This window comes from Arthrobacter sp. PvP023 (assembly GCF_017832975.1).
GTDB lineage: Bacteria > Actinomycetota > Actinomycetes > Actinomycetales > Micrococcaceae > Arthrobacter.
Window position 1 is genome coordinate 2,279,330 of sequence record NZ_JAFIBI010000001.1, and the last position, 18,017, is coordinate 2,297,346.

General features: G+C 65.6%; 17 protein-coding genes and 1 pseudogene. 11 read left to right on the forward strand and 7 right to left on the reverse strand.

Going from position 1 to position 18,017, the window contains the following annotated elements; translation table 11 throughout:
• Positions 1 to 271: 271 nt before the first annotated feature.
• Positions 272 to 1,069: an IclR family transcriptional regulator gene (locus JOE31_RS10475; RefSeq protein ID WP_209743986.1), complete on the forward strand. Its 798-nt coding sequence runs from the start codon at positions 272 to 274 to the stop codon at positions 1,067 to 1,069.
• A gap of 168 nt (positions 1,070 to 1,237) precedes the next feature.
• On the forward strand, positions 1,238 to 2,587 hold the full coding sequence (locus JOE31_RS10480) for an MFS transporter (protein ID WP_209743990.1): 1,350 nt from the start codon (positions 1,238 to 1,240) through the stop codon (positions 2,585 to 2,587).
• 116 nt (positions 2,588 to 2,703) lie between these two features.
• Here the strand turns inward: JOE31_RS10480 and JOE31_RS10485 are convergent, their stop codons facing one another.
• The gene (locus JOE31_RS10485) at positions 2,704 to 4,116 is read right to left on the reverse strand and encodes a PLP-dependent aminotransferase family protein (protein ID WP_209743993.1); all 1,413 of its coding nucleotides are present in this window, start codon (positions 4,114 to 4,116) and stop codon (positions 2,704 to 2,706) included.
• Between JOE31_RS10485 and JOE31_RS10490 the strand changes: the two genes are divergently transcribed.
• Together JOE31_RS10490 and JOE31_RS10495 are read left to right on the forward strand one after the other, a co-directional pair.
• Positions 4,115 to 5,092 (forward strand): DMT family transporter, encoded by a 978-nt coding sequence (locus JOE31_RS10490; RefSeq protein WP_209743996.1) that lies wholly within the window; start codon positions 4,115 to 4,117, stop codon positions 5,090 to 5,092. The two genes, JOE31_RS10485 and JOE31_RS10490, sit on opposite strands and share 2 nt — an antisense overlap.
• A gap of 4 nt (positions 5,093 to 5,096) precedes the next feature.
• Complete coding sequence (locus JOE31_RS10495; RefSeq protein WP_209743999.1) at positions 5,097 to 5,720, forward strand: FMN-binding negative transcriptional regulator; 624 nt, start codon at positions 5,097 to 5,099, stop codon at positions 5,718 to 5,720.
• Positions 5,721 to 5,831: 111 nt separating this feature from the next.
• Here the strand turns inward: JOE31_RS10495 and JOE31_RS10500 are convergent, their stop codons facing one another.
• Entirely contained in the window at positions 5,832 to 6,896 is a 1,065-nt protein-coding gene (locus JOE31_RS10500; protein ID WP_209744002.1) for a D-2-hydroxyacid dehydrogenase, read from the reverse strand.
• Between the two features lie 82 nt (positions 6,897 to 6,978).
• Here JOE31_RS10500 and JOE31_RS10505 point away from each other — a divergent pair.
• The 3 genes and pseudogenes from JOE31_RS10505 to JOE31_RS10515 form a co-directional block, all read left to right on the forward strand.
• Positions 6,979 to 7,920 (forward strand): annotated as a pseudogene (locus JOE31_RS10505) (NAD(P)-dependent oxidoreductase); the annotation flags it as partial.
• Between the two features lie 81 nt (positions 7,921 to 8,001).
• Positions 8,002 to 8,772: an SDR family oxidoreductase gene (locus tag JOE31_RS10510; protein WP_209744010.1), complete on the forward strand. Its 771-nt coding sequence runs from the start codon at positions 8,002 to 8,004 to the stop codon at positions 8,770 to 8,772.
• Positions 8,772 to 9,839 (forward strand): L-idonate 5-dehydrogenase, encoded by a 1,068-nt coding sequence (locus JOE31_RS10515; RefSeq protein ID WP_209744014.1) that lies wholly within the window; start codon positions 8,772 to 8,774, stop codon positions 9,837 to 9,839. Before JOE31_RS10510 ends, JOE31_RS10515 begins: the two co-directional genes overlap by 1 nt.
• Here JOE31_RS10515 and JOE31_RS10520 read toward each other — a convergent pair.
• Positions 9,817 to 10,545, reverse strand: a complete 729-nt coding sequence (locus JOE31_RS10520; protein WP_209744017.1) for a FadR/GntR family transcriptional regulator — start codon at positions 10,543 to 10,545, stop codon at positions 9,817 to 9,819. The two genes, JOE31_RS10515 and JOE31_RS10520, sit on opposite strands and share 23 nt — an antisense overlap.
• Before the next feature lie 250 nt (positions 10,546 to 10,795).
• Here JOE31_RS10520 and gndA point away from each other — a divergent pair, with 250 nt between their 5' ends.
• The gene (gene gndA, locus JOE31_RS10525) at positions 10,796 to 12,232 is read left to right on the forward strand and encodes an NADP-dependent phosphogluconate dehydrogenase (protein ID WP_209744020.1); all 1,437 of its coding nucleotides are present in this window, start codon (positions 10,796 to 10,798) and stop codon (positions 12,230 to 12,232) included.
• A 155-nt stretch (positions 12,233 to 12,387) separates the two neighbouring features.
• Positions 12,388 to 13,221 carry an oxidoreductase gene (locus tag JOE31_RS10530; RefSeq protein ID WP_209744023.1) on the forward strand — a complete coding sequence of 278 codons (834 nt, stop codon included), beginning with the start codon at positions 12,388 to 12,390 and terminating at the stop codon, positions 13,219 to 13,221.
• Here the strand turns inward: JOE31_RS10530 and epsC are convergent.
• From epsC to msrA, 3 genes are all read right to left on the reverse strand, one after another.
• The gene (epsC, locus tag JOE31_RS10535; protein WP_011692289.1) at positions 13,218 to 13,802 is read right to left on the reverse strand and encodes a serine O-acetyltransferase EpsC; all 585 of its coding nucleotides are present in this window, start codon (positions 13,800 to 13,802) and stop codon (positions 13,218 to 13,220) included. The genes JOE31_RS10530 and epsC overlap by 4 nt on opposite strands.
• A 41-nt stretch (positions 13,803 to 13,843) precedes the next feature.
• Positions 13,844 to 14,779, reverse strand: a complete 936-nt coding sequence (cysK, locus tag JOE31_RS10540) for a cysteine synthase A (protein ID WP_011692288.1) — start codon at positions 14,777 to 14,779, stop codon at positions 13,844 to 13,846.
• Between the two features lie 77 nt (positions 14,780 to 14,856).
• Positions 14,857 to 15,381, reverse strand: a complete 525-nt coding sequence (msrA, locus tag JOE31_RS10545) for a peptide-methionine (S)-S-oxide reductase MsrA (protein WP_011692287.1) — start codon at positions 15,379 to 15,381, stop codon at positions 14,857 to 14,859.
• 99 nt (positions 15,382 to 15,480) lie between these two features.
• Here msrA and JOE31_RS10550 point away from each other — a divergent pair, with 99 nt between their 5' ends.
• On the forward strand, positions 15,481 to 16,413 hold the full coding sequence (locus tag JOE31_RS10550; RefSeq protein ID WP_209744026.1) for a Nif3-like dinuclear metal center hexameric protein: 933 nt from the start codon (positions 15,481 to 15,483) through the stop codon (positions 16,411 to 16,413).
• 60 nt (positions 16,414 to 16,473) lie between these two features.
• Complete coding sequence (locus tag JOE31_RS10555; RefSeq protein ID WP_209744029.1) at positions 16,474 to 17,211, forward strand: zinc ribbon domain-containing protein; 738 nt, start codon at positions 16,474 to 16,476, stop codon at positions 17,209 to 17,211.
• Here JOE31_RS10555 and JOE31_RS10560 read toward each other — a convergent pair.
• The gene (locus JOE31_RS10560) at positions 17,208 to 17,972 is read right to left on the reverse strand and encodes a YaaA family protein (RefSeq protein WP_209744032.1); all 765 of its coding nucleotides are present in this window, start codon (positions 17,970 to 17,972) and stop codon (positions 17,208 to 17,210) included. The genes JOE31_RS10555 and JOE31_RS10560 overlap by 4 nt on opposite strands.
• Positions 17,973 to 18,017: the final 45 nt, after the last annotated feature.

Consider the following 18,017-nt stretch of genomic DNA (forward strand, 5'->3'; position numbering starts at 1 on the left):
GGGGGATGCCGCGGTGGAAGGCTTGAATTGAATATACAGTGAATTTTTCGAAATGTGAAACAGTTTGAGGCGTGGCGTCCGCGCTCTCCAGAGTCAAAGGTCCTGAGCTGCCGGACTTAGCGGTCCAGGACTGCCGGCTTCCCCTGTCCCGGCAAGCGGGGCGCAGGGGAACAATTCGCGTCCCCAGACATTATGATGGTTACTGTTCAGCTGAATGAACAGGTTTGAATGAACGGCGCATTAACGGACGCGCTTTAACTGAAGGAGAATCATGGCCGATTCCCGGGCTCCCCGCACCTCCGACGGACTGGGTAGTGCGTCCCCCGCGCCGGCTGTGACGCGCGCCGCCGCCGTGCTGGAGGCCCTGGCTGCCTCCGCGACGGGCAGGCTCACGCTAAGTGACCTTTCGCGTGAACTCGGCATCCCCAAGTCGTCCACCTCGAACCTTTTGCTCGCCCTCGAAGAGGCGCGCCTCATCAACCGGCAGGGAGCCGACTTTACGCTCGGGCGCAAGCTCGTGGAACTTGGCGCCGCGTACCTCAGTCGGCTTGACGAGGTCCAGGAGTTCTACCGCTTCTGCGAACAGGCTCCCACCCTGTCCGGGGAGACGGTCCGCATCGCGATGCTTGACGGAACCAACGTCATCTACCTGGCCCGTTATGAGGGCCACCCTGCGGTCCGGCTAACGTCGAACATCGGCGACAAGATGCCGGTGTCGCTCTGCGCGGTGGGCAAGGCGCTCATCGCACGGCTGCACGACCACGACATTGACGAGCTGTTCCCCGATGACGCGGAGCTTCCGGTGCTCACGCCGAAGTCGCTGCGGACGGGTGCCGAATTTAAGAAGCAGTTGCCGGTCATCCGCGAGCAGGGATATGCCTTCGAGGATGAGGAATCCACCACCGGCGTCGTCTGCCTCGCCGTCTCCGTCCCCACGAGGGGAGCCCACGGGCCAAGCCTGGGCCTGTCGGTCACCGCCCTGAAGGCCACGTACTCCGACGAGCAGGGCGCCCTCATGGTCAAGGAGCTCAAGGAGTTGGCCCGGTCCCTGGGCAATCCCATGGGCTAGGCCGGGCCCGCGCGTGCGATCACGCGCGGCCGGAAAAGTAAATCGGATTTCATCATTGGCTATCCGTTCAGAGTGCTGTACTCTGTTCAATATAGTGATCGACACCACCGGTGACGCCGCTATCCCACCAGACCAACGGGGGTCTGGAGTGTTCTTAAGGGAGTGCTAGTGACAACTCGTACTGAATCACCGCTTGCCGATGCGGACGGCGCCGTCGTCGAACCGGAACAACTGCGGAGGGCAACTCTTGCCAGCTCCGTGGGCTCCGCTCTGGAGTATTACGACTTCTACATTTATGGCCTGGCTTCAGCCTTGATCTTCGGTCCCCTCTTCTTCAAGCCCCTCGGTGAGGACGGCGCGCTGATCGCGTCGTTCGCCACGTACGGCGTCGGGTTTGCTGCCCGTCCCTTCGGCGGAGTCATCTTTGGCGTCATCGGTGACAGGTTCGGCCGAAAAATGGTGCTGATCCTCACGATCGGCCTGATGGGAACCGCAAGCTTCGCCATCGGGCTGCTGCCCACCTTCGAGCAGGCGGGCATGCTGGGCGCGGTCCTGCTCGTGACCCTGCGCATCCTCCAGGGCCTCGGTGCCGGTGCTGAACAGGCCGGTGCAACAACATTGATTTCCGAAGTGGCGCCGCGCCGTCGCCGTGGATTCTTTGCTTCCCTGCCGTTCGTCGGCATCCAGCTGGGCACCCTCCTCGGTGCCGGCACGTTTGCACTGATCGCCATGGCTGACAAAGCCGTCCTTGAAGGCTGGCTGTGGCGTGTGCCGTTCCTGGCCAGCATCATCCTTATTGCGGTGGCCATCTTCATTCGGCTGCGGCTCAAGGAAACGCCGGTATTCCAGGAGCTCGAAAAGCACAAGAACGTGGTCAAGAACCCCATCGGCCAGTTGTGGAAGCACTCCAAGAAGAACGTCCTGATCGGCATCGGACTGCGCATGGGAGAGAACGGCAACTCCTCGATCTATTCCGCGCTCCTGATCGCGTTCCTGGCGGCAAAGGACGGCGTGTTCCCGGGCGACAAGTTCATCGGGCCTGTAGGCCTGCTCATTGCGGCCGGCTTTGCTGCCGTCATGGTGGTCACGTTCGGCGCACTCTCGGACCGTTACGGTCGCGTCCCGGTATACCGCTACGGCGCCCTGTTCCAGGCCGTCATCGCCCTTCCGGCGTTCTACCTCGTGACGCTCGGCAACGTTACCCTTGTCTGGGTGGTCATGGTGGTGGGCATCGCCATCGGCGTCCAGTCCATGCTTGGCCCCCAGTGCCCGCTCCTGCCTGAACTGTTCGGCTCCCAGTACCGCTTCACCGGAGTGGCCATGAGCCGCGAACTCTCTGCCGTCATGGCCGGCGGTCTTGTGCCCCTCGTGGGCGCATCGCTCCTTGCTGCAACGGATCACTCGTGGCTGGTGCTCGCCATCTACTCGCTGGTGCTCGCCCTGATCTCGTTCGCCACCACGTTCTTCACTCCGGAGACCGTGGGCCGCGACCTCGTCCTCACGGAGGATGCGAGCTAAGCCCCGCACGGACCCGGCAGCGCCGGAAGTGCATTTCCAAAGCTAAGGACGTGGCTCCCTCCGCAAGGAAGGAGCCGCGTCCTTTGCTGCGCCCGCCACCAGTCATCCCTTCTGGTTTAGGAACGGTTCCGTTCAATTGACTCGCCGATGATCCGCGCCCCTTCGGGGAAGGCGCCCGGGTTGGACCCGGAGTAGTTGAGGCGGATAAATGCGCCGGCCGGTTCGGCCGGGAACCACTCCCGCCCGGCGGCAATGATGACGCCCCGGCTTTCGCATTCACGGGTCAGCCGATCGAGGTCCGTCCCGTCGGGCAGCCGTGCCCAAAGATTCAGGCCTCCCTTGGGAACCTGATCGATGTGCGCCTGCGGTGCGTGCTCGCGGATGCTGGTCACCAGGAGGTCGCGGCGCGACTGGAGCTGGTGGCGGAGGCTGCGCAGGTGCGTCTGCCACCCGGGCTGCGTCACGACGTCCAACGCTGCGGCCTGGAGCAGCCCGCTGACGTACATCGACTCGGCTGCCCGGTCCGCGAGGATGCGCTCACGTGCCGGGCCGCGAGCGATCACGGCGGCAATGCGGATGGCCGGCGACACGCTCTTGGTCAGGGAACGCAGGTACACCACATGGCCGGAGTCGTCGCGGGAGGCGACGGGTACCGGACTGGTGGTGATGCCGAAGTCGTGCGCCCAGTCGTCCTCCACCAGGAATGCACCCTTCCCCCGCACTACCTCCAGGACCTCTTCCCCCCGCCCCGGCGCCCACTGAGCACCCGTCGGGTTCGCGTAGTTGGGTTGCGCGTAGAAGAGGCGCGCGCCGGTTTCGTCAAACGCCCGGGCCAGTTCCGCCAGGTCCGGGCCGTCCGGACCGCTGGGTACCGGGACGACGCGGACTCCGGCCTGGGCCGCTGCGAGGATGGCTCCCCAGTAGGTGGGGGATTCCATCAGCAGAGGCTGTCCGCGGCCCGCGAGCGCGCTGAAGATGGAGCTGAGCCCGCTCTGGCTTCCCGGCAGTACGACGACGTCGCTCGGGTTCGGCGGTGTGGTTCCGGCGGGTGTCGAGGCGCCGAGTTCGCGGGCGAACCACGATTGCAGTTCCGGCAGGCCCGCTGCGGGTGGACGGGACAACGCGGCGTCGCCCCGGGCTGCGCGGGTGAGTGCTGCACGCACCAGTCGCTCCGGCAGGAGTTCCCGGTCCGGGTAGCCGGAGTGGAAGGCGATGGCGTTGTTCGCGACGTCGCGCATGGTGGTGGAGGCCGACGGAAGCGGTGCCCGTGGTGACCGCAAGGCCGCCGTCTGCCAGCCGTAGTCCGAGGGGCGTGCGGTCCGGACGGCCCGGACGAAGGTTCCGACGCCGGGCCGGCTCTCAATGAGCCCCTGCGCTGTAAGGGTCTGCAGTGCCTTTTGAACGGTCACCGGACTTGCCTGGTATTCAGCCACCAGCGATCGCGTGGACGGCAAGCGGGCCCCGGGTGCTGCTGCGGCGATCCATTCCCGCAGTCGCGTGGCAATCCGGGAACTGCTATCGTTGTTCATGAAAGACCATAGTAGCGCTACTGCGCCAAAAGCTCGAGTGATACTGACCGGACCGCCTTCCGGCCTCTGGTGGGGCATCCTTGGAGTAGCGGTCTTCTCGTTCACCGTTCCGTTCACGAAGGTCGCCGTCGCGGGAATGTCGCCGCTGTTCATCGGATCCGGACGCGCGGTCGTGGCCGCTGTCCTGGCCGCTGCCGCCCTCACACTCGCGCGCCAGCGACTTCCCCGCGGCGTGCAGTGGGCCCGCCTCGCGGTGGTGGCCGCCGGCGTCGTGATTGGCTTTCCCCTGCTGACATCCTTCGCGCTCGCCACCACTCCGGCCAGCCACGGCGCGGTGGTCATCGCACTGCTCCCGGCTGTGACCGCGACGGCGGCAGTGCTGAGGGGCCGCGAGCGTCCGCCGATGTTGTTCTGGCTTATCACCGGTGTGGGCGCCCTGGCGGCCATCGGCTTCGCTTCGATGCAGTCCGGCGGATTCGGACAGTTGCACTCGGCGGACCTGCTGCTCCTTGGCTCAGTGGTCGCAGCGGCCATCGGCTACGCGGAGGGCGGCCTGCTGGCCCGTGAGCTCGGCCCGTGGCAAACCGTGTCCTGGGCATTGGTGCTTGCGTCGCCGCTCATGGTGATCCTGACACTGTTTGCCATGGTCCAGCAACCACCGACGGCCACTCCGGTCCAGTGGGCGGCGTTCGCCTATCTCGGTGTGGTGAGCATGTTCCTCGGGTTCTTCGCCTGGTACCGGGGCCTGGCCATTGGGCCCATGGCGCGGGTCAGCCAAGTACAGCTCATCCAGCCCGTACTGAGCATCTGCTGGGCCGGGCTCCTACTGGGCGAGGCCCTGACCTGGACCACCATCATCGGTGGCCTGGCCGTCGTCCTCTGCGCCGGCGCAGCTGTCCGGGTCCGACTCAGCCCGGTGCCGACTCCGCAGCCCAACCTTCACGCCACAAGATCCCTCCAGCCCGCAAAGGATTAGCACCATGTACACCCCAGCCCACTTCGAAGCCGGACCTGACGCCATCAGCGACCTCCTGGCCCGGCCGGCCGCAGCCAATCTGGTCACCATGACCTCGCAGGGCCTGCTCGCAACGCTGTTGCCGTTCGTTTTCGATCCGTCTGTCGGAGGCCACGGCGCCCTGCACACCCACCTGGCCCGGAACAACATGCAGTGGTCCGAACCGGCGATAGGCGAGGCACTCGTCATCGTCCAGGGCGCGGACGCTTACATTTCACCGTCCTGGTATGCCTCAAAGGCTGAGCACGGGCGCGTCGTACCCACCTGGAACTACACGACGGCGCACGTATACGGCGAGTTGGTGATCCACGACGACCCGGTCTGGCTGGCCAGCCAGGTCAGGCGGCTGACGGGCGTGAACGAAGCCGGCTTCGGTCAGCCGTGGAGCGTGGACGATGCCCCGGAGCGCTATATTGCCGGGCAGTTGCGGGCCATCGTCGGCCTTGAGCTGGTGATCACCAGGATCGAGGCGAAGGCCAAGCTGAGCCAGAACCGGCCTGATGCGGACGTTGACGGCGTGGTGGCGGGACTTGCTGCCAGGGGCCAGGCAGAGAGTGCCTCCGACGTCGAGCGGGCAAGGAAGCCGTAAGCGCCCGTAAGTCCGGAGCCCACAGCACAGGGCGGCCCTTCCGTTCGCCGGAGGGGCCGCCCGTGTGGTGCGGTGTGCCGCGCAGTCTGATGGACCGCGGATTAGTGCGGCTTAGTAGAAGTGCACGGTGTCCACGAGGTGGGGGAGTTCCCCGCCGTCAAGGAACGTGCGCAGATTGCTGCTGAAGCGTTCGGCGATCAGCCGGTTCTCGGCTGCGCTCAGCGCCGAGGTGTGCGGGGACACCATCACCTTGGGGTGGTTCCAGAGCGGGCTGTCCTGCGGCAGGGGTTCGACGGCGAACACGTCCAGGCAGGCGTACCCCACCTGGCCGTTGTCCAGCGCTTCCAGGAGCGCGTCTTCGTCCACCACGGTGCCGCGGCCTACGTTAACGAAAACCGTTCCCGGCTTCATGGCAGCGAACACGTCACGGTTGAACAGCTTTTCCGTGTAGGGCGTGCCCGGCAGGGTGTTGACCACTGCGTCAGCCGAAGCGAGCAGGCCGGGCAGTCCGTCGTTGTCGGCAACGTCAACGATTCCCTCGATCGGCTCCACGTTCCGTTTGGTACCGCTGACCTTCATTCCCAGTGCGCGGGCGATGCGGGCCGTCTCCAGCCCGATCTCGCCGAGGCCGGTCACCACGAGCGTGGAGCCGTTGACCAGGCGGGTCGGCGTCCGCAGTTCGGGCCAGACCCTGGCTGCCTGGTCCGCGGCGAGCTCGGCGCTGCGCTTGAATCCGTTGAGGATGCCCAGCGCGGCGAACTCCGCCAGCGGCAGGGCGTGCACGCCGGCCGAGGTGGTGACCCTGAACTTCTGCAGGGTTTCCTGGTCCAGGCCGGATGCCTTCACTGCTCCGCCTGCACCCGCGGCCATGGCATGGATCCACTGGAGCCGGGGGTTGCTGCCGGCAATGCGGGCAAGTCCGGACGGGCTCTCGTTGGGAAAGCCGTACAGGACATCAGCCTTGTTCAGCATGTCCCAGTACCGTTCCTCCTGGTCCGGAGTGCGTTTGAAGTCCGGGTCGCCGGCGTGGTCGGCGGGAAAGCGTTCGGGCGGGAGGAGGTCGGGCTCGTACAGGACGGTCACGGAAGGATCTACGGCGCGGATGCGCTCCACCAGCTCAGCTTCGAGCGGGACGGCGATTGCGACGGTGGTTTTAGTCGTCATGGTGTTCATCATACTGAATGGAGGCTAGGATATTGAACAGATTTCCTCCCATTAATCCGACGATCAACCACAATGAAGTGAGGTGGCGCTGCCGATGAGTGTGCAGACAGACCCTGATGTGAGGGAAGAGTTGAGCCGGAAGAGGGCCGGCTTCGTAGGGCTGGGCCTGATGGGCGGCCCCATGGCAGCCAACCTGCTGAAGGCCGGCTGGAACGTCACCGGCTGGAACAGGTCCGCGGCCGCCCTGGACGATTTCGCCGCGCGCGGCGGCATGCGCGCGGCGGATGTTGCCTCGTTGCGCGACGAACCGGTCATCATCTTTATGCTCCCTGACCTGTCCTACATCGAGGACGCGGCGGCAGGGCTCCTCGCAGGCTGGGCCGAAGAGCCGCCCGGGCCGGGCACCGTCGTCGTGGTCATGAGCAGCGTGTCGCCTGCGGCCGTACGGGAGTTCGGGGTGAGGGTAGCCGCCGCGAGCCGGGGCAACGCCGTCGTGGTCGACGCACCCGTCAGCGGCGGCACCAAAGGTGCCGAGGACGGAACCCTTGCCATTATGGCGGGCGCAAGGGAGCAGGACTTCCAGCGGCTCCTTCCCCTTTTCAGCGCTATGGGCGGCACGGTCCGCCGGCTGGGGCCGCTGGGTTCCGGATCGCTGGCGAAAGCCTGCAACCAGCTCATCGTGGGAACCACGACGGCGGCGCTCGCCGAAGCCGCCGAGCTCGCCGAACGCTCCGGCATGGACGTTGCGGCGTTGTACGAGGTGCTCGCCGGCGGGCTGGCAGGCAGCAGGGTCCTGGACATCGTCGGGCCCCGCCTCGCTGCGAAGGACTACGAGCCCACCGGACCCGCGAAATTCATGCACAAGGACCTTTCCTTCGTCCTGGAGAGTGCCGCCGCCGTGGAAGCCGCCGTACCCATGGCCACGGCCGGCGCCCAACTGTACGCCGAACTGAAGCGCCAGGGACTCGGGGACCTGGACCTCGCCGCCGTCCGGCAAACCATCGCCAATCTCAGCAGGGACGCAAGTCACAAGCAGTAGTAACAACCAGAAGTCATGACAGCAGTCAGAACCGGCAGCCACACCCGGCAGTCGAGACCAATTGAGGAACAGCCAACCATGAGTGCACTTTTTGACCTGACGGGGCGCGTTGCCCTGGTGACCGGTTCGAGCAGGGGGATCGGCAACGCGCTGGCGAGGGCCCTGGCCGATGCCGGCGCCACCGTGGTGCTGAACGGCATCAACCCGGAACGGCTCAAATCCGCCGAAGCCGCGATGGCCGCCGACTATCCGCCGGGGCGGGTACACAGCTGCGCCTTCGACGTCACCAGCGACGCCGAGGCCGCGCGCGGCGTCGCCTGGGTGGAAGAGAACGTGGGGCCGCTGGAGATCCTGGTGAACAACGCCGGAATCCAGCACCGGGTGCCCATGCTGGAGCTGGATGTGAAGGACTGGGAACGCGTCATCTCCACGGACCTGACCAGCGCATTCCTGGTGGGGCGGGAAGCTGCCCGGCACATGATCCCGCGCGGCCGGGGCAAGATCATCAACATCTGCTCGGTGCAGACCGACCTGGCACGCCCCACCATCGCCCCGTACATCGCGGCCAAGGGCGGGCTGCGGAACCTGACCCGGGCCATGACCGCGGAATGGGCGGCGTCCGGGCTGCAGATCAACGGGATCGCGCCGGGCTACATCCACACTGAGATGACGCAGAACCTGGTGGACGATGAGCAGTTCAACGCCTGGATCCTGGGACGCACCCCGGCCCACCGCTGGGGGACCGTGCAGGACCTGGCAGGCCCGGCCGTCTGGCTGGCCTCCGACGGTTCCAACTTCGTGAACGGCCAGACCATCTTCATCGACGGCGGAATGACGGTGGTGGTCTGATGCCAGGTTTCCACCAGCTCCCGGCCACCTCGGCCGCCGTAGTAGCCCACGCGGCCGGTGACCTCCGGATCGAAGACATACCTGTGCCGCCCCCGGGTTCCGACGAAGCGGTGGTGGAGGTGGCCTTCGGCGGCATCTGCGGCTCGGACCTCCATTACTGGCTCCACGGTGCCGCGGGTGAGTCCATCCTCCGCGCACCTATGGTCCTGGGGCATGAAATTGTGGGAACGGTCCTGCACGCGGCTGCGGATGGCACCGGACCTGCAGCCGGCACCCCGGTCGCCGTTCACCCGGCAACTCCGGCACCCGGCGCAGCCCGGTATCCGGCGGACCGGCCCAACCTCTCGCCCGGGTGCACCTACCTGGGCAGCGCCGCCCGCTACCCGCACACCGACGGGGCCTTCAGCCGCTACGTGAACCTGCCGGCGCGGATGCTCCGTGCACTGCCTGCTGGACTCAGCCTCCGGACTGCCGCACTCGCCGAACCGGCCAGCGTCGCCTGGCATGCCGTCGGCCGGGCCGGGGACGTCCGCGGAAAGACTGCCCTTGTGATCGGCAGCGGCCCCATCGGTGCGCTTGCCGTCGCCGTGCTGAAACGCGCGGGTGCCCGGCGGATTGTGGCCGTGGACATGCATCCAAAGCCACTGGAAATAGCCCGGGCCGTAGGCGCCGACGAAGTCCTCAAGGGAGACGAAAGCGACGCCATCGCAGCGGTGGAGGCGGACGTGGTGATCGAATCCTCCGGCAGCCACCACGGTCTTGCCTCCGCCATCAAGGGCGCTGTCCGCGGCGGCAAGGTGGTGATGGTGGGCCTGCTGCCGTCCGGACCCCAGCCCGTCCTGATCTCGCTGGCCATCACCCGCGAGCTGGAACTCCTGGGCTCCTTTCGCTTCAACGGCGAAATCGACGAGGTCATTGCCGCACTCGCCGACGGCACCTTGTTCGTTGACCCCGTGGTCACCCACGACTTCCCGCTGGAACGTGGGCTCGAGGCCTTCGAGGTGGCCAGGAACTCGGCCGAATCGGGGAAGGTGCTGCTGGACTTCAGCCCTGCTGCAGGGGGATGAAAACCCTGGGCTGGTCCCGCCAGCCGGCTTCCATCTCGGAGATCGTCTCGCGCATGATCCGGCTGGACGCCTCGCGGGCTCCGGCAGCATCCCCCGCTGCGATGGCCTCAGCAACGTCCACATGCCACTGCAGGGCGGTCTCACGCGGATGGTCCGGCATCAGGCCGTGGATGGTCCGGCCGGTCAGCGTTTCGGCCACCTGCCCGACCAGGTTCGCGAACATTTCGTTTCCGGAGCCCGTGAGGAGGAGCGAATGGAACTTGATGTCCAGCTGCAGGAACTCCGCCACGCTGCCGGCCTGGCCGGCGTCGCGCATTGCCCGCGAGACATCCAGCAGTTCCCTGCGGATCTCCTGGGGGGCGTTTGCGGCGGCCAGCTCGGCGGCCACAGGTTCGACGGCGGAGCGCAGCTCCGCGAGGGACCTCAGCTGGGCGCCGCGGCCGTCGCCGGCCAGGCGCCAGCGGATCACCAATGGATCGAACGGATTCCAGCGGCTTGACGGCAGCACCCGGATACCTACGCGCTTGATGGTCTCCACCAGGCCGAGGGACTGGAGGACCCGGACCGCTTCGCGCACCACTGAGCGCGAGACCTTCAGCTCGTCTTCGAGCTGCTCAGCCAGCATCACATGGCCCGTGGGAAGCGCGCCGCTGACGATGCGGGTGCCGAGGTGTTCGATGGCGCGGTGGTGGAGGCTGGTTGACATAGTCGTAAGCATAATCGGGCCGGCGCTGCCGTCCTGTGCGTGCACGGACCCCGCCGGGCGTCCGCCCGGCGGAACGCCGGCGGCATCATAGACTGTTTTGTGACGCGCCACCTTCCAAAACGTGGGCGCAACTTTCCGGTAGTCGGCGGAAATACATATGGTTTATTGACAGCCACTGGTTCTTAAAGCGTGTTCCGCAGGAAGTGCGGAACAGAATGCACACGTTGCACAGAAATGAATTGGAGTTTTGATGTCAGCACACATCGGTGTCACCGGCCTTGCGGTGATGGGGGCCAACCTTGCCCGCAACCTGGCCCGGAACGGCTTCACCGTTGCCCTGCACAACAGGTCTGTTGAGAAGACTGACGCGCTGCTGGAAAAGCACGGACACGACGGCGACTTCGTGCGTACCGAAACCCTCCAGGAGCTTGTGGATTCCCTGGAAAAGCCGCGCCGCGTGCTCATCATGGTCAAGGCCGGCAAGCCGGTCGACTCCGTGATAGAGCAGCTTGAGCCCCTCTTGGAGGCAGGCGACATCATCATCGACGCCGGTAACTCGCACTACGAGGACACCCGCCGGCGCGAAGCCGCACTTGCGAAGAAGGACCTGCACTTCGTGGGCATCGGCGTGTCCGGCGGTGAGGAAGGCGCCCTGAACGGCCCGTCCATCATGCCCGGCGGTTCCAAGGAGTCCTACGACGCCCTCGGACCGCTGCTGGAAAAGATCGCCGCCCACGTTGACGGCAAGCCCTGCTGCGCCTGGATCGGTACCGACGGCGCGGGCCACTTCGTGAAGATGGTCCACAACGGCATCGAATACGCCGACATGCAGGTCATCGGCGAAGCCTTCGACCTCCTCCGCTCCGGTGCAGGCATCGAGCCGGCCGAGCAGTCCAAGATCTTCGCCGAATGGAACAAGGGTGAGCTCGCCTCCTTCCTGATCGAAATCTCCGCCGAGGTCCTCGGCCACGTGGATACCCGCACGGGCAAGCCGTTCGTCGACGTCGTGGTGGATGCCGCCGGCCAGAAGGGAACCGGCCGCTGGACTGTCATCTCGGCACTCGAGCTGGGATCCCCGACGTCGGGCATTGCCGAATCCGTGTTCGCACGCGCCCTCTCGTCCCAGGCCGAACAGCGCAAGCTGGCCCAGGAGCTGCTCGCCGGTGAGGAAATCGCCGTCGAGGTTCCGGAGACGTTCGTTGAGGACGTCCGCCAGGCGCTGTACGCCTCCAAGCTGGTTTCCTATGCCCAGGGCCTGGACATGCTGACCTCGGCCGCGAAGGAATACGGCTGGGACCTGAAGCTGGACGAGATCGCTTCGCTCTGGCGCGGCGGCTGCATTATCCGTGCGGAACTGCTGAAGGAAATCACCAAGGCCTACGCCGCGGACGAAAAGCCGGCCAACCTGCTGTTCGCACCGGCCTTCACCAAGGCCATCGCCGAGGTGCTGCCGGCCTGGCGCCGTGTTGTTGCCACTGCTGTGCAGCTGGGCATCCCCGTGCCGGTGTTCTCCTCCTCGCTGGCTTACTACGACGGCCTGCGCCGCAAGCGCCTGCCCGCCGCCGTAATCCAGGGCCAGCGCGACCTCTTCGGCGCGCACACCTACGGCCGCGTCGACGCCGAAGGCACTTTCCACACCCTCTGGGGCGAGGACAAGTCCGAAATCGAGGCAGTGGACACCCACTAGCTTCAACGCCACACCGGCTCAGACACCAACGGTGACATCAACGGCCGGCGCTTCCCGGATACTCTGGGAGGCGCCGGCCGTTGGGGTTAACGGGCTTTGTCCGTCCCATGGGCGCCGTCCGTTCACTGATTTGCCGTTTCCAAGGAGTGCAGCCCATGTCGCAGCCAGTAGCGTTTGTCACCGGTGCGTCCACCGGCATCGGGTTCGAGGCAGCCAGGAAGCTCAGTGGGCAGGGATTCACTGTTTATGCCGGGGCCCGTCGGGTTGAGAAGATGGAGCCGCTGAAAGCATTCGGCGTGAACGTACTGGCGCTGGACGTCACTGATGAAGCGTCCATGGCAGCAGCAGTGGGCGGAATCCTCGAGGCCCACGGCCGGATCGACGTCCTGGTGAACAACGCCGGCTACGGATCCTACGGATCGCTGGAAGAAGTGGAGCTGGCCGAAGGCCGGCGGCAGTTCGACGTCAACGTCTTTGGCCTGGCACGCATGACCCAGTTGGTCCTGCCGGCCATGCGCGCAGCGGCGCAGGGGAGGATCATCAACGTGTCCTCCATCGGCGGCAAGATGTACGAGCCCCTGGGGGCCTGGTACCACGCTACGAAGTTCGCGGTCGAGGGCCTGAGCGACTCGTTGCGCCTCGAACTCGCGCCCCACGGCATCAAGGTGTCAATCATCGAACCGGCGGGCACACAGACGGAGTGGGGCGCCATCTCCGGCGAGAGCCTGCTGGAAACGTCCGGGCACGGTCCCTACCGGGACCAGGCCAAAATCGTCGCGGCGGCGCTGGCCTCCACTGAAGGCTCCGGCATGTCCACGCATCCGGACGTCATTGCCGACGCCATTGTCCATGCCGCCACCGCCGCCCGGCCCAAGACCCGATACCCGGTGGGCAAGGGGGCGAGAGCCATCCTGACCCTGCGAAGGATCCTTCCGGACACCGTCTTCGACGTGGTGCTCTGGACGATCTACAAGCGGTTTGCCGCCTAGATCCGGTATTCGATGTAGTATTCGGCCGGATCCACGGCGGGCTTGGTTTCACGCTGGGCATCACGGTGGCGCCAGGTCGCCGGGACGCCGGTGATGATGGATTCCGGCGGAGCGTCTTTGACCACCACGGCATTGGCGCCCACGGCGCTGTCGCGTCCGATAGTGATGGGGCCCAGGATCTTGGCGCCGGCACCGATGGTCACGCGGTCCCCGATGGTGGGGTGCCGTTTGACCTTTGCCAGGGAGCGGCCGCCAAGGGTCACACCGTGATAGATCATGACGTCCTCACCGATTTCCGCTGTTTCGCCAATGACCACGCCCATGCCATGGTCAATGAAGAACCGCTTGCCGATCGTGGCGCCCGGGTGGATCTCGATCCCGGTCAGGAAGCGCGCAAGCTGCGAAATCAAGCGTGCAGGGAAGCGGAGCGAGGGATTCTGCCAGAGCTTGTGCGTGAGGCGGTGCGCCCAGATGGCGTGGAGGCCGGAGTAGGCGAAAAAGTTCTCAAAAGAACCTCGAGCCGCCGGATCGTGCGACCGGGCGGCGTCGAGGTCTTCCTTAAGTCTTGCGAAAAAGCTCACAAAGACCTTTCTACAGGAAACGGTGAATGTCGGGCTAAGGCTTAGCCCCGGATGTCGTCATAGAGCACGGTGGAGATGTAACGCTCGCCGAAGTCGCAGACAACAGCGACGATGAGCTTACCGGCGTTCTCCGGGCGCTTGGCGAGCTCGAGGGCTCCCCAGACGATTGCACCGGAGGAAATGCCGCCCAGGATGCCTTCCTTGACGCCGAGGTCGCGGGCAACGCGGACGGAGTCCTCCAGGGTGGCGTCCAGGACTTCGTCGTAGACGTTGGTGTCCAGGATTTCGGGAATGAAGTTGGCGCCGATGCCCTGGATCTTGTGCGGGCCGGGAGCGCCGCCGTTCAGGATGGCGGAGTCCTTCGGTTCGATGGCGACGATCTGGACGTCCGGTTTGCGTTCCTTCAGGACCTGGCCGACGCCGGTGACAGTGCCGCCGGTGCCGATGCCGGCGACGAAGATGTCCACCTTGCCGTCGGTGTCGGACCAGATTTCCTCGGCAGTGGTGGTGCGGTGGATCTCCGGGTTGGCTTCGTTGGCGAACTGCTGTGCCCAGATGGAGTTCTCCGTGTTGGCCACGATCTCCTGGGCCTTTTCCACGGCGCCCCGCATGCCTTCAGAGCCGGGGGTCAGGACGATTTCCGCGCCGAACGCGCGGAGCATGACTCGGCGTTCCGTCGACATGGTCTCCGGCATGGTCAGGATGACCTTGTAGCCGCGGGCCGCACCCACCATGGCCAAGGCGATGCCGGTGTTGCCGGAGGTGCCTTCGACGATGGTTCCGCCGGGCTTGAGGGCACCGGACTTCTCGGCGGCGTCGACAATGGCCACACCGATACGGTCCTTGACGCTGTTGGCCGGGTTGTAGAACTCGAGCTTGACCGCCACCTGGGCGTCGAGGCCCTCAGTCAGCCGGTTGAGCCTTACCAGCGGGGTGCCGCCGACAAGCTGGGTGACGTCGTCGTAGATCCGTGCCATGTATTTGTGCCTATCTCTGAAGAGTTCTCTGAACAGCGAATACTGAGGTCAGCCTAACGAGGGCGGCAGGACCGCTGCTAAGCATTAAGCCATGCAGAGTAATATTTCCGCGCCTTCGCCAGTTTCGGGTTGATGATCACCTGGCAGTAGCCCTGCTCCGGATGCTTGGCGTAATAGTCCTGATGGAAATCCTCCGCCACATGGAACACGGGCAGCCTGCTGACCTCGGTAACGATCGGATGCGCCCACAGCGCCTGGTTCCGTTCGATGGCTTCTTCGAAGAGGATCTTTTCTTCCGTGGTCTCGTAGAACATGGAGGAGCGGTACTGGGTGCCGACGTCGTAGCCCTGGCGGTTGAGCGTGGTGGGATCGTGAAGGGCAAAGAACATGTCCAGGATGACTTCTGCCGGGATCACGTCCTCCTCGAAACTGACCGCAACCACTTCGGCATGTCCTGTGGTGCCCGAGCAGACCGAGTAATAGTCCGGATGGCGGTCGTGGCCGCCGGTGTAGCCCGAAATGACCGACGTGACCCCTTTGGTTTTTTGGTAGACGGCGTCAAGGCACCAGAAGCAGCCTCCGCCAAGCACAAAAGTTTTCATGTCCTCTTCAATGGTCGAAGCGTGCTGATGATTCCCCCACCACCTTACGAGACTGTTACGGGTGCAGGCGAAGCCGGCGGATAGGGTAAAAATGAGGGTATGGAACCTGTGAACACCGACGTTGCAGAAGACGCGCGAAATACTGCTGATCCCGCCGGTGCCGAGCACGCCGAACCCGCCGAATCATCCGCTGTACCCACGCTCGGCGAGGTCCTGCTGGCAGTGGAAGAGCTCTGGCCGGAGTCCCTGGCCGAGGAATGGGACGAGGTGGGACTGGTCGCCGGCCATCCGTCGGCAGAGGTCAGCAGGATCATGTTTGCGGTGGATCCCACCCTTGACGTCATCGAGGAAGCCATTGAGTGGGGCGCCGAACTCCTGATAACCCACCATCCGCTCCTGCTTAAAGGAGTCACCTCCGTTGCGGCCACGACCGCGAAGGGCAAGGCGGTCCACCGACTCATCGAGTCAGGGACCGGTCTCCTGACCGTCCACACCAACGGTGATTCCGCCGTCGGGGGCGTCTCCGATGTCCTGGCGGACGCACTGGGCCTCCACGATGTAGTGCCGCTCACGCCCGCGCCGAACGGCCTGCCGGAAGAAGGCATCGGCCGGGTGGGCGACCTTGAGGACGTCATGACGCTGGGAGACTTCGCCGCCCGGGTCTTCGGCATCCTGCCCTCGGTGGCCGGCGGCGTGAGGGTCTCAGGAGACAAGGACGGCCTGGTGCGGCGCGTCGCCGTGTGCGGCGGCGCGGGGGACTCCCTGTTCAATGAGGTCAGGGCGAGCAACGCCGACCTTTTTGTAACCGCGGACCTCCGCCACCACCCGGCGTCCGAAGCCCGTGAGAATGCCCTGAATGACCGGCCCTACCTCATCGACGTTTCGCACTTCGCCAGCGAGTGGTTGTGGCTGCCGGCGGCGGCCGAAGCATTGGGCAACGTCCTCAGCGACCAGGGCCACGACGTCGACATCAGGGTCAGCACCACCAACAGCGATCCGTGGGACTTCATTCTGACTCCGGGCGGGGACTAGAGTCTAAACTGCGCCGGTCCGGTGCCCGGCTGCGGCCGGTAGGAACAAGCGGAGGTAATAGTGGCCAAGGCAGCACCGGCGGAACAGTTGAAATTGCTCGAACTGCAAGGACTCGACGCCAGGCTCAAATCGCTGTCCAACCGCCGCCGGACCATCGAAAACGATCCACGGATCAGTGACCTCCAAGCGGCGCTGTCCGTTGCCAACGGCGAACTCGGAGCGGCGAAAGTGGCCGTTCACGACGCCGAAGCCGAGCTCAAGCGCTCTGAAGCGGACGTGGAGCAGGTGGCCTCGCGGATCGAACGGGACGAAGCACGGCTGAACAGCGGCACCGGCCTGTCCAAGGACCTTGTTGCCCTGCAAAGCGACATTGCCTCGCTCAACAAACGCCGGTCGGCCCTGGAAGACGTGGAACTGGAGGTCATGGAACGCCTGGAGGGGCTCCGTGAGCGTCAGTCGGCCCAGCAGAAGATCGTGGACGATGTCCAAGGCTCCTTTGGCGGGATCCGCGCGGAGCTCGACGCCGCCCTGGCCGAGATTGCCGCAGAGGCCGCAGAGGTAGGTGCCAGGCGTGCAGAGTTCGCCGCAGGCCTTGATGCCGGCCTGCTGGCAATCTATGAGAAGACCCTGGCCAAGCGCGGAGTGGGCGCGGCCCGGCTCTTCCATGGAAAGTCCGAAGGCTCGGGCATGCAGCTCAGCCCCGGTGACCTGGCCGAAATCAAAGCAGCCGCCGAGGACGACATCGTCTTCTGCCCCGACTCCGGCTGCATCCTGGTGCGCTCGGCCGAATGGGCCTAAGCCGGCAGGACGATGTTCAATGCGTGCGCCTTGCGGGGAGTACCGTCCACTAGTTCGGATTCCCACTTTTCGCGGGCCGCCTTGAGCAGCTGGGCCGGGGTCCCGGGAGCGGAGCCCCGGCGTGTCAGCAGGTGCCGGGCCAGCTCGCCGCGGGTGTGCTTGGCGAAGTGGCTGACCACCTTGCGCACACCGTTGGTTTCGGTGAAGACGTTGACGGCGACCGTCTGCGCCGGCGGGGGAGCCCAGGCGGCGGAATAGGTGCTCGAGCGGCAGTCCACCAGGAGCTCCCCTTCGGTCTCGGCCGCCAGGGCCTCGGAAATCTGGGGCTTCCAGAACGAGGCGAGGCGGCCGACGTCGGGCAGTGACGTTCCCATCGACAGCCGGTAGGCCGGCACCCGGTCGGCGAAGCGGATGGCGCCCCAGAGCGCGGAGATGACCACTACCGATTCATCCGCCTTGCGGCGCTGCGCCGCCGTCATCGACCGGTAGCCCAGCGCGTCGTACAGGACGCCCGAATAGACCTGGTGCGCGGGGGCCGCCGGTTCGCTGTGCAGCCGGGTGTTGCGTTCGACGTCGGCACTCAGCGAGGCGCCGACGCCCAGCAGTGCGAGGGCGTCCCGGTGGGCACTGACGTTTCCCAGTGCGTCGAGGACCTTCGCGCGGTACGTGTTCAGTCCGGGGAAGCTCAGGGCGCTCCAGTCGACGGAGTCGCCATGGACAGCGGGGGTCTTGCCTTCGGACGGGGGGAGCAGAATCAGCACCGTACGATCTTACCGGCGGCGGGGATGGGTGCTGTGCGGTGCGGC

Bases quoted from the DNA above. Each gene is read 5' to 3' on its own strand.
- JOE31_RS10475 (WP_209743986.1), top strand. From the start codon at position 272: ATGGCCGATTCCCGGGCTCCCCGCACCTCCGACGGACTGGGTAGTGCG.
- JOE31_RS10490 (WP_209743996.1), top strand. From the start codon at position 4,115: ATGAAAGACCATAGTAGCGCTACTGCGCCAAAAGCTCGAGTGATACTG.
- JOE31_RS10485 (WP_209743993.1), bottom strand. From the start codon at position 4,116: ATGAACAACGATAGCAGTTCCCGGATTGCCACGCGACTGCGGGAATGG.
- JOE31_RS10495 (WP_209743999.1), top strand. From the start codon at position 5,097: ATGTACACCCCAGCCCACTTCGAAGCCGGACCTGACGCCATCAGCGAC.
- JOE31_RS10500 (WP_209744002.1), bottom strand. From the start codon at position 6,896: ATGATGAACACCATGACGACTAAAACCACCGTCGCAATCGCCGTCCCG.
- JOE31_RS10510 (WP_209744010.1), top strand. From the start codon at position 8,002: ATGAGTGCACTTTTTGACCTGACGGGGCGCGTTGCCCTGGTGACCGGT.
- JOE31_RS10515 (WP_209744014.1), top strand. From the start codon at position 8,772: ATGCCAGGTTTCCACCAGCTCCCGGCCACCTCGGCCGCCGTAGTAGCC.
- JOE31_RS10520 (WP_209744017.1), bottom strand. From the start codon at position 10,545: ATGTCAACCAGCCTCCACCACCGCGCCATCGAACACCTCGGCACCCGC.
- gndA (WP_209744020.1), top strand. From the start codon at position 10,796: ATGTCAGCACACATCGGTGTCACCGGCCTTGCGGTGATGGGGGCCAAC.
- JOE31_RS10530 (WP_209744023.1), top strand. From the start codon at position 12,388: ATGTCGCAGCCAGTAGCGTTTGTCACCGGTGCGTCCACCGGCATCGGG.
- cysK (WP_011692288.1), bottom strand. From the start codon at position 14,779: ATGGCACGGATCTACGACGACGTCACCCAGCTTGTCGGCGGCACCCCG.
- msrA (WP_011692287.1), bottom strand. From the start codon at position 15,381: ATGAAAACTTTTGTGCTTGGCGGAGGCTGCTTCTGGTGCCTTGACGCC.
- JOE31_RS10550 (WP_209744026.1), top strand. From the start codon at position 15,481: ATGGAACCTGTGAACACCGACGTTGCAGAAGACGCGCGAAATACTGCT.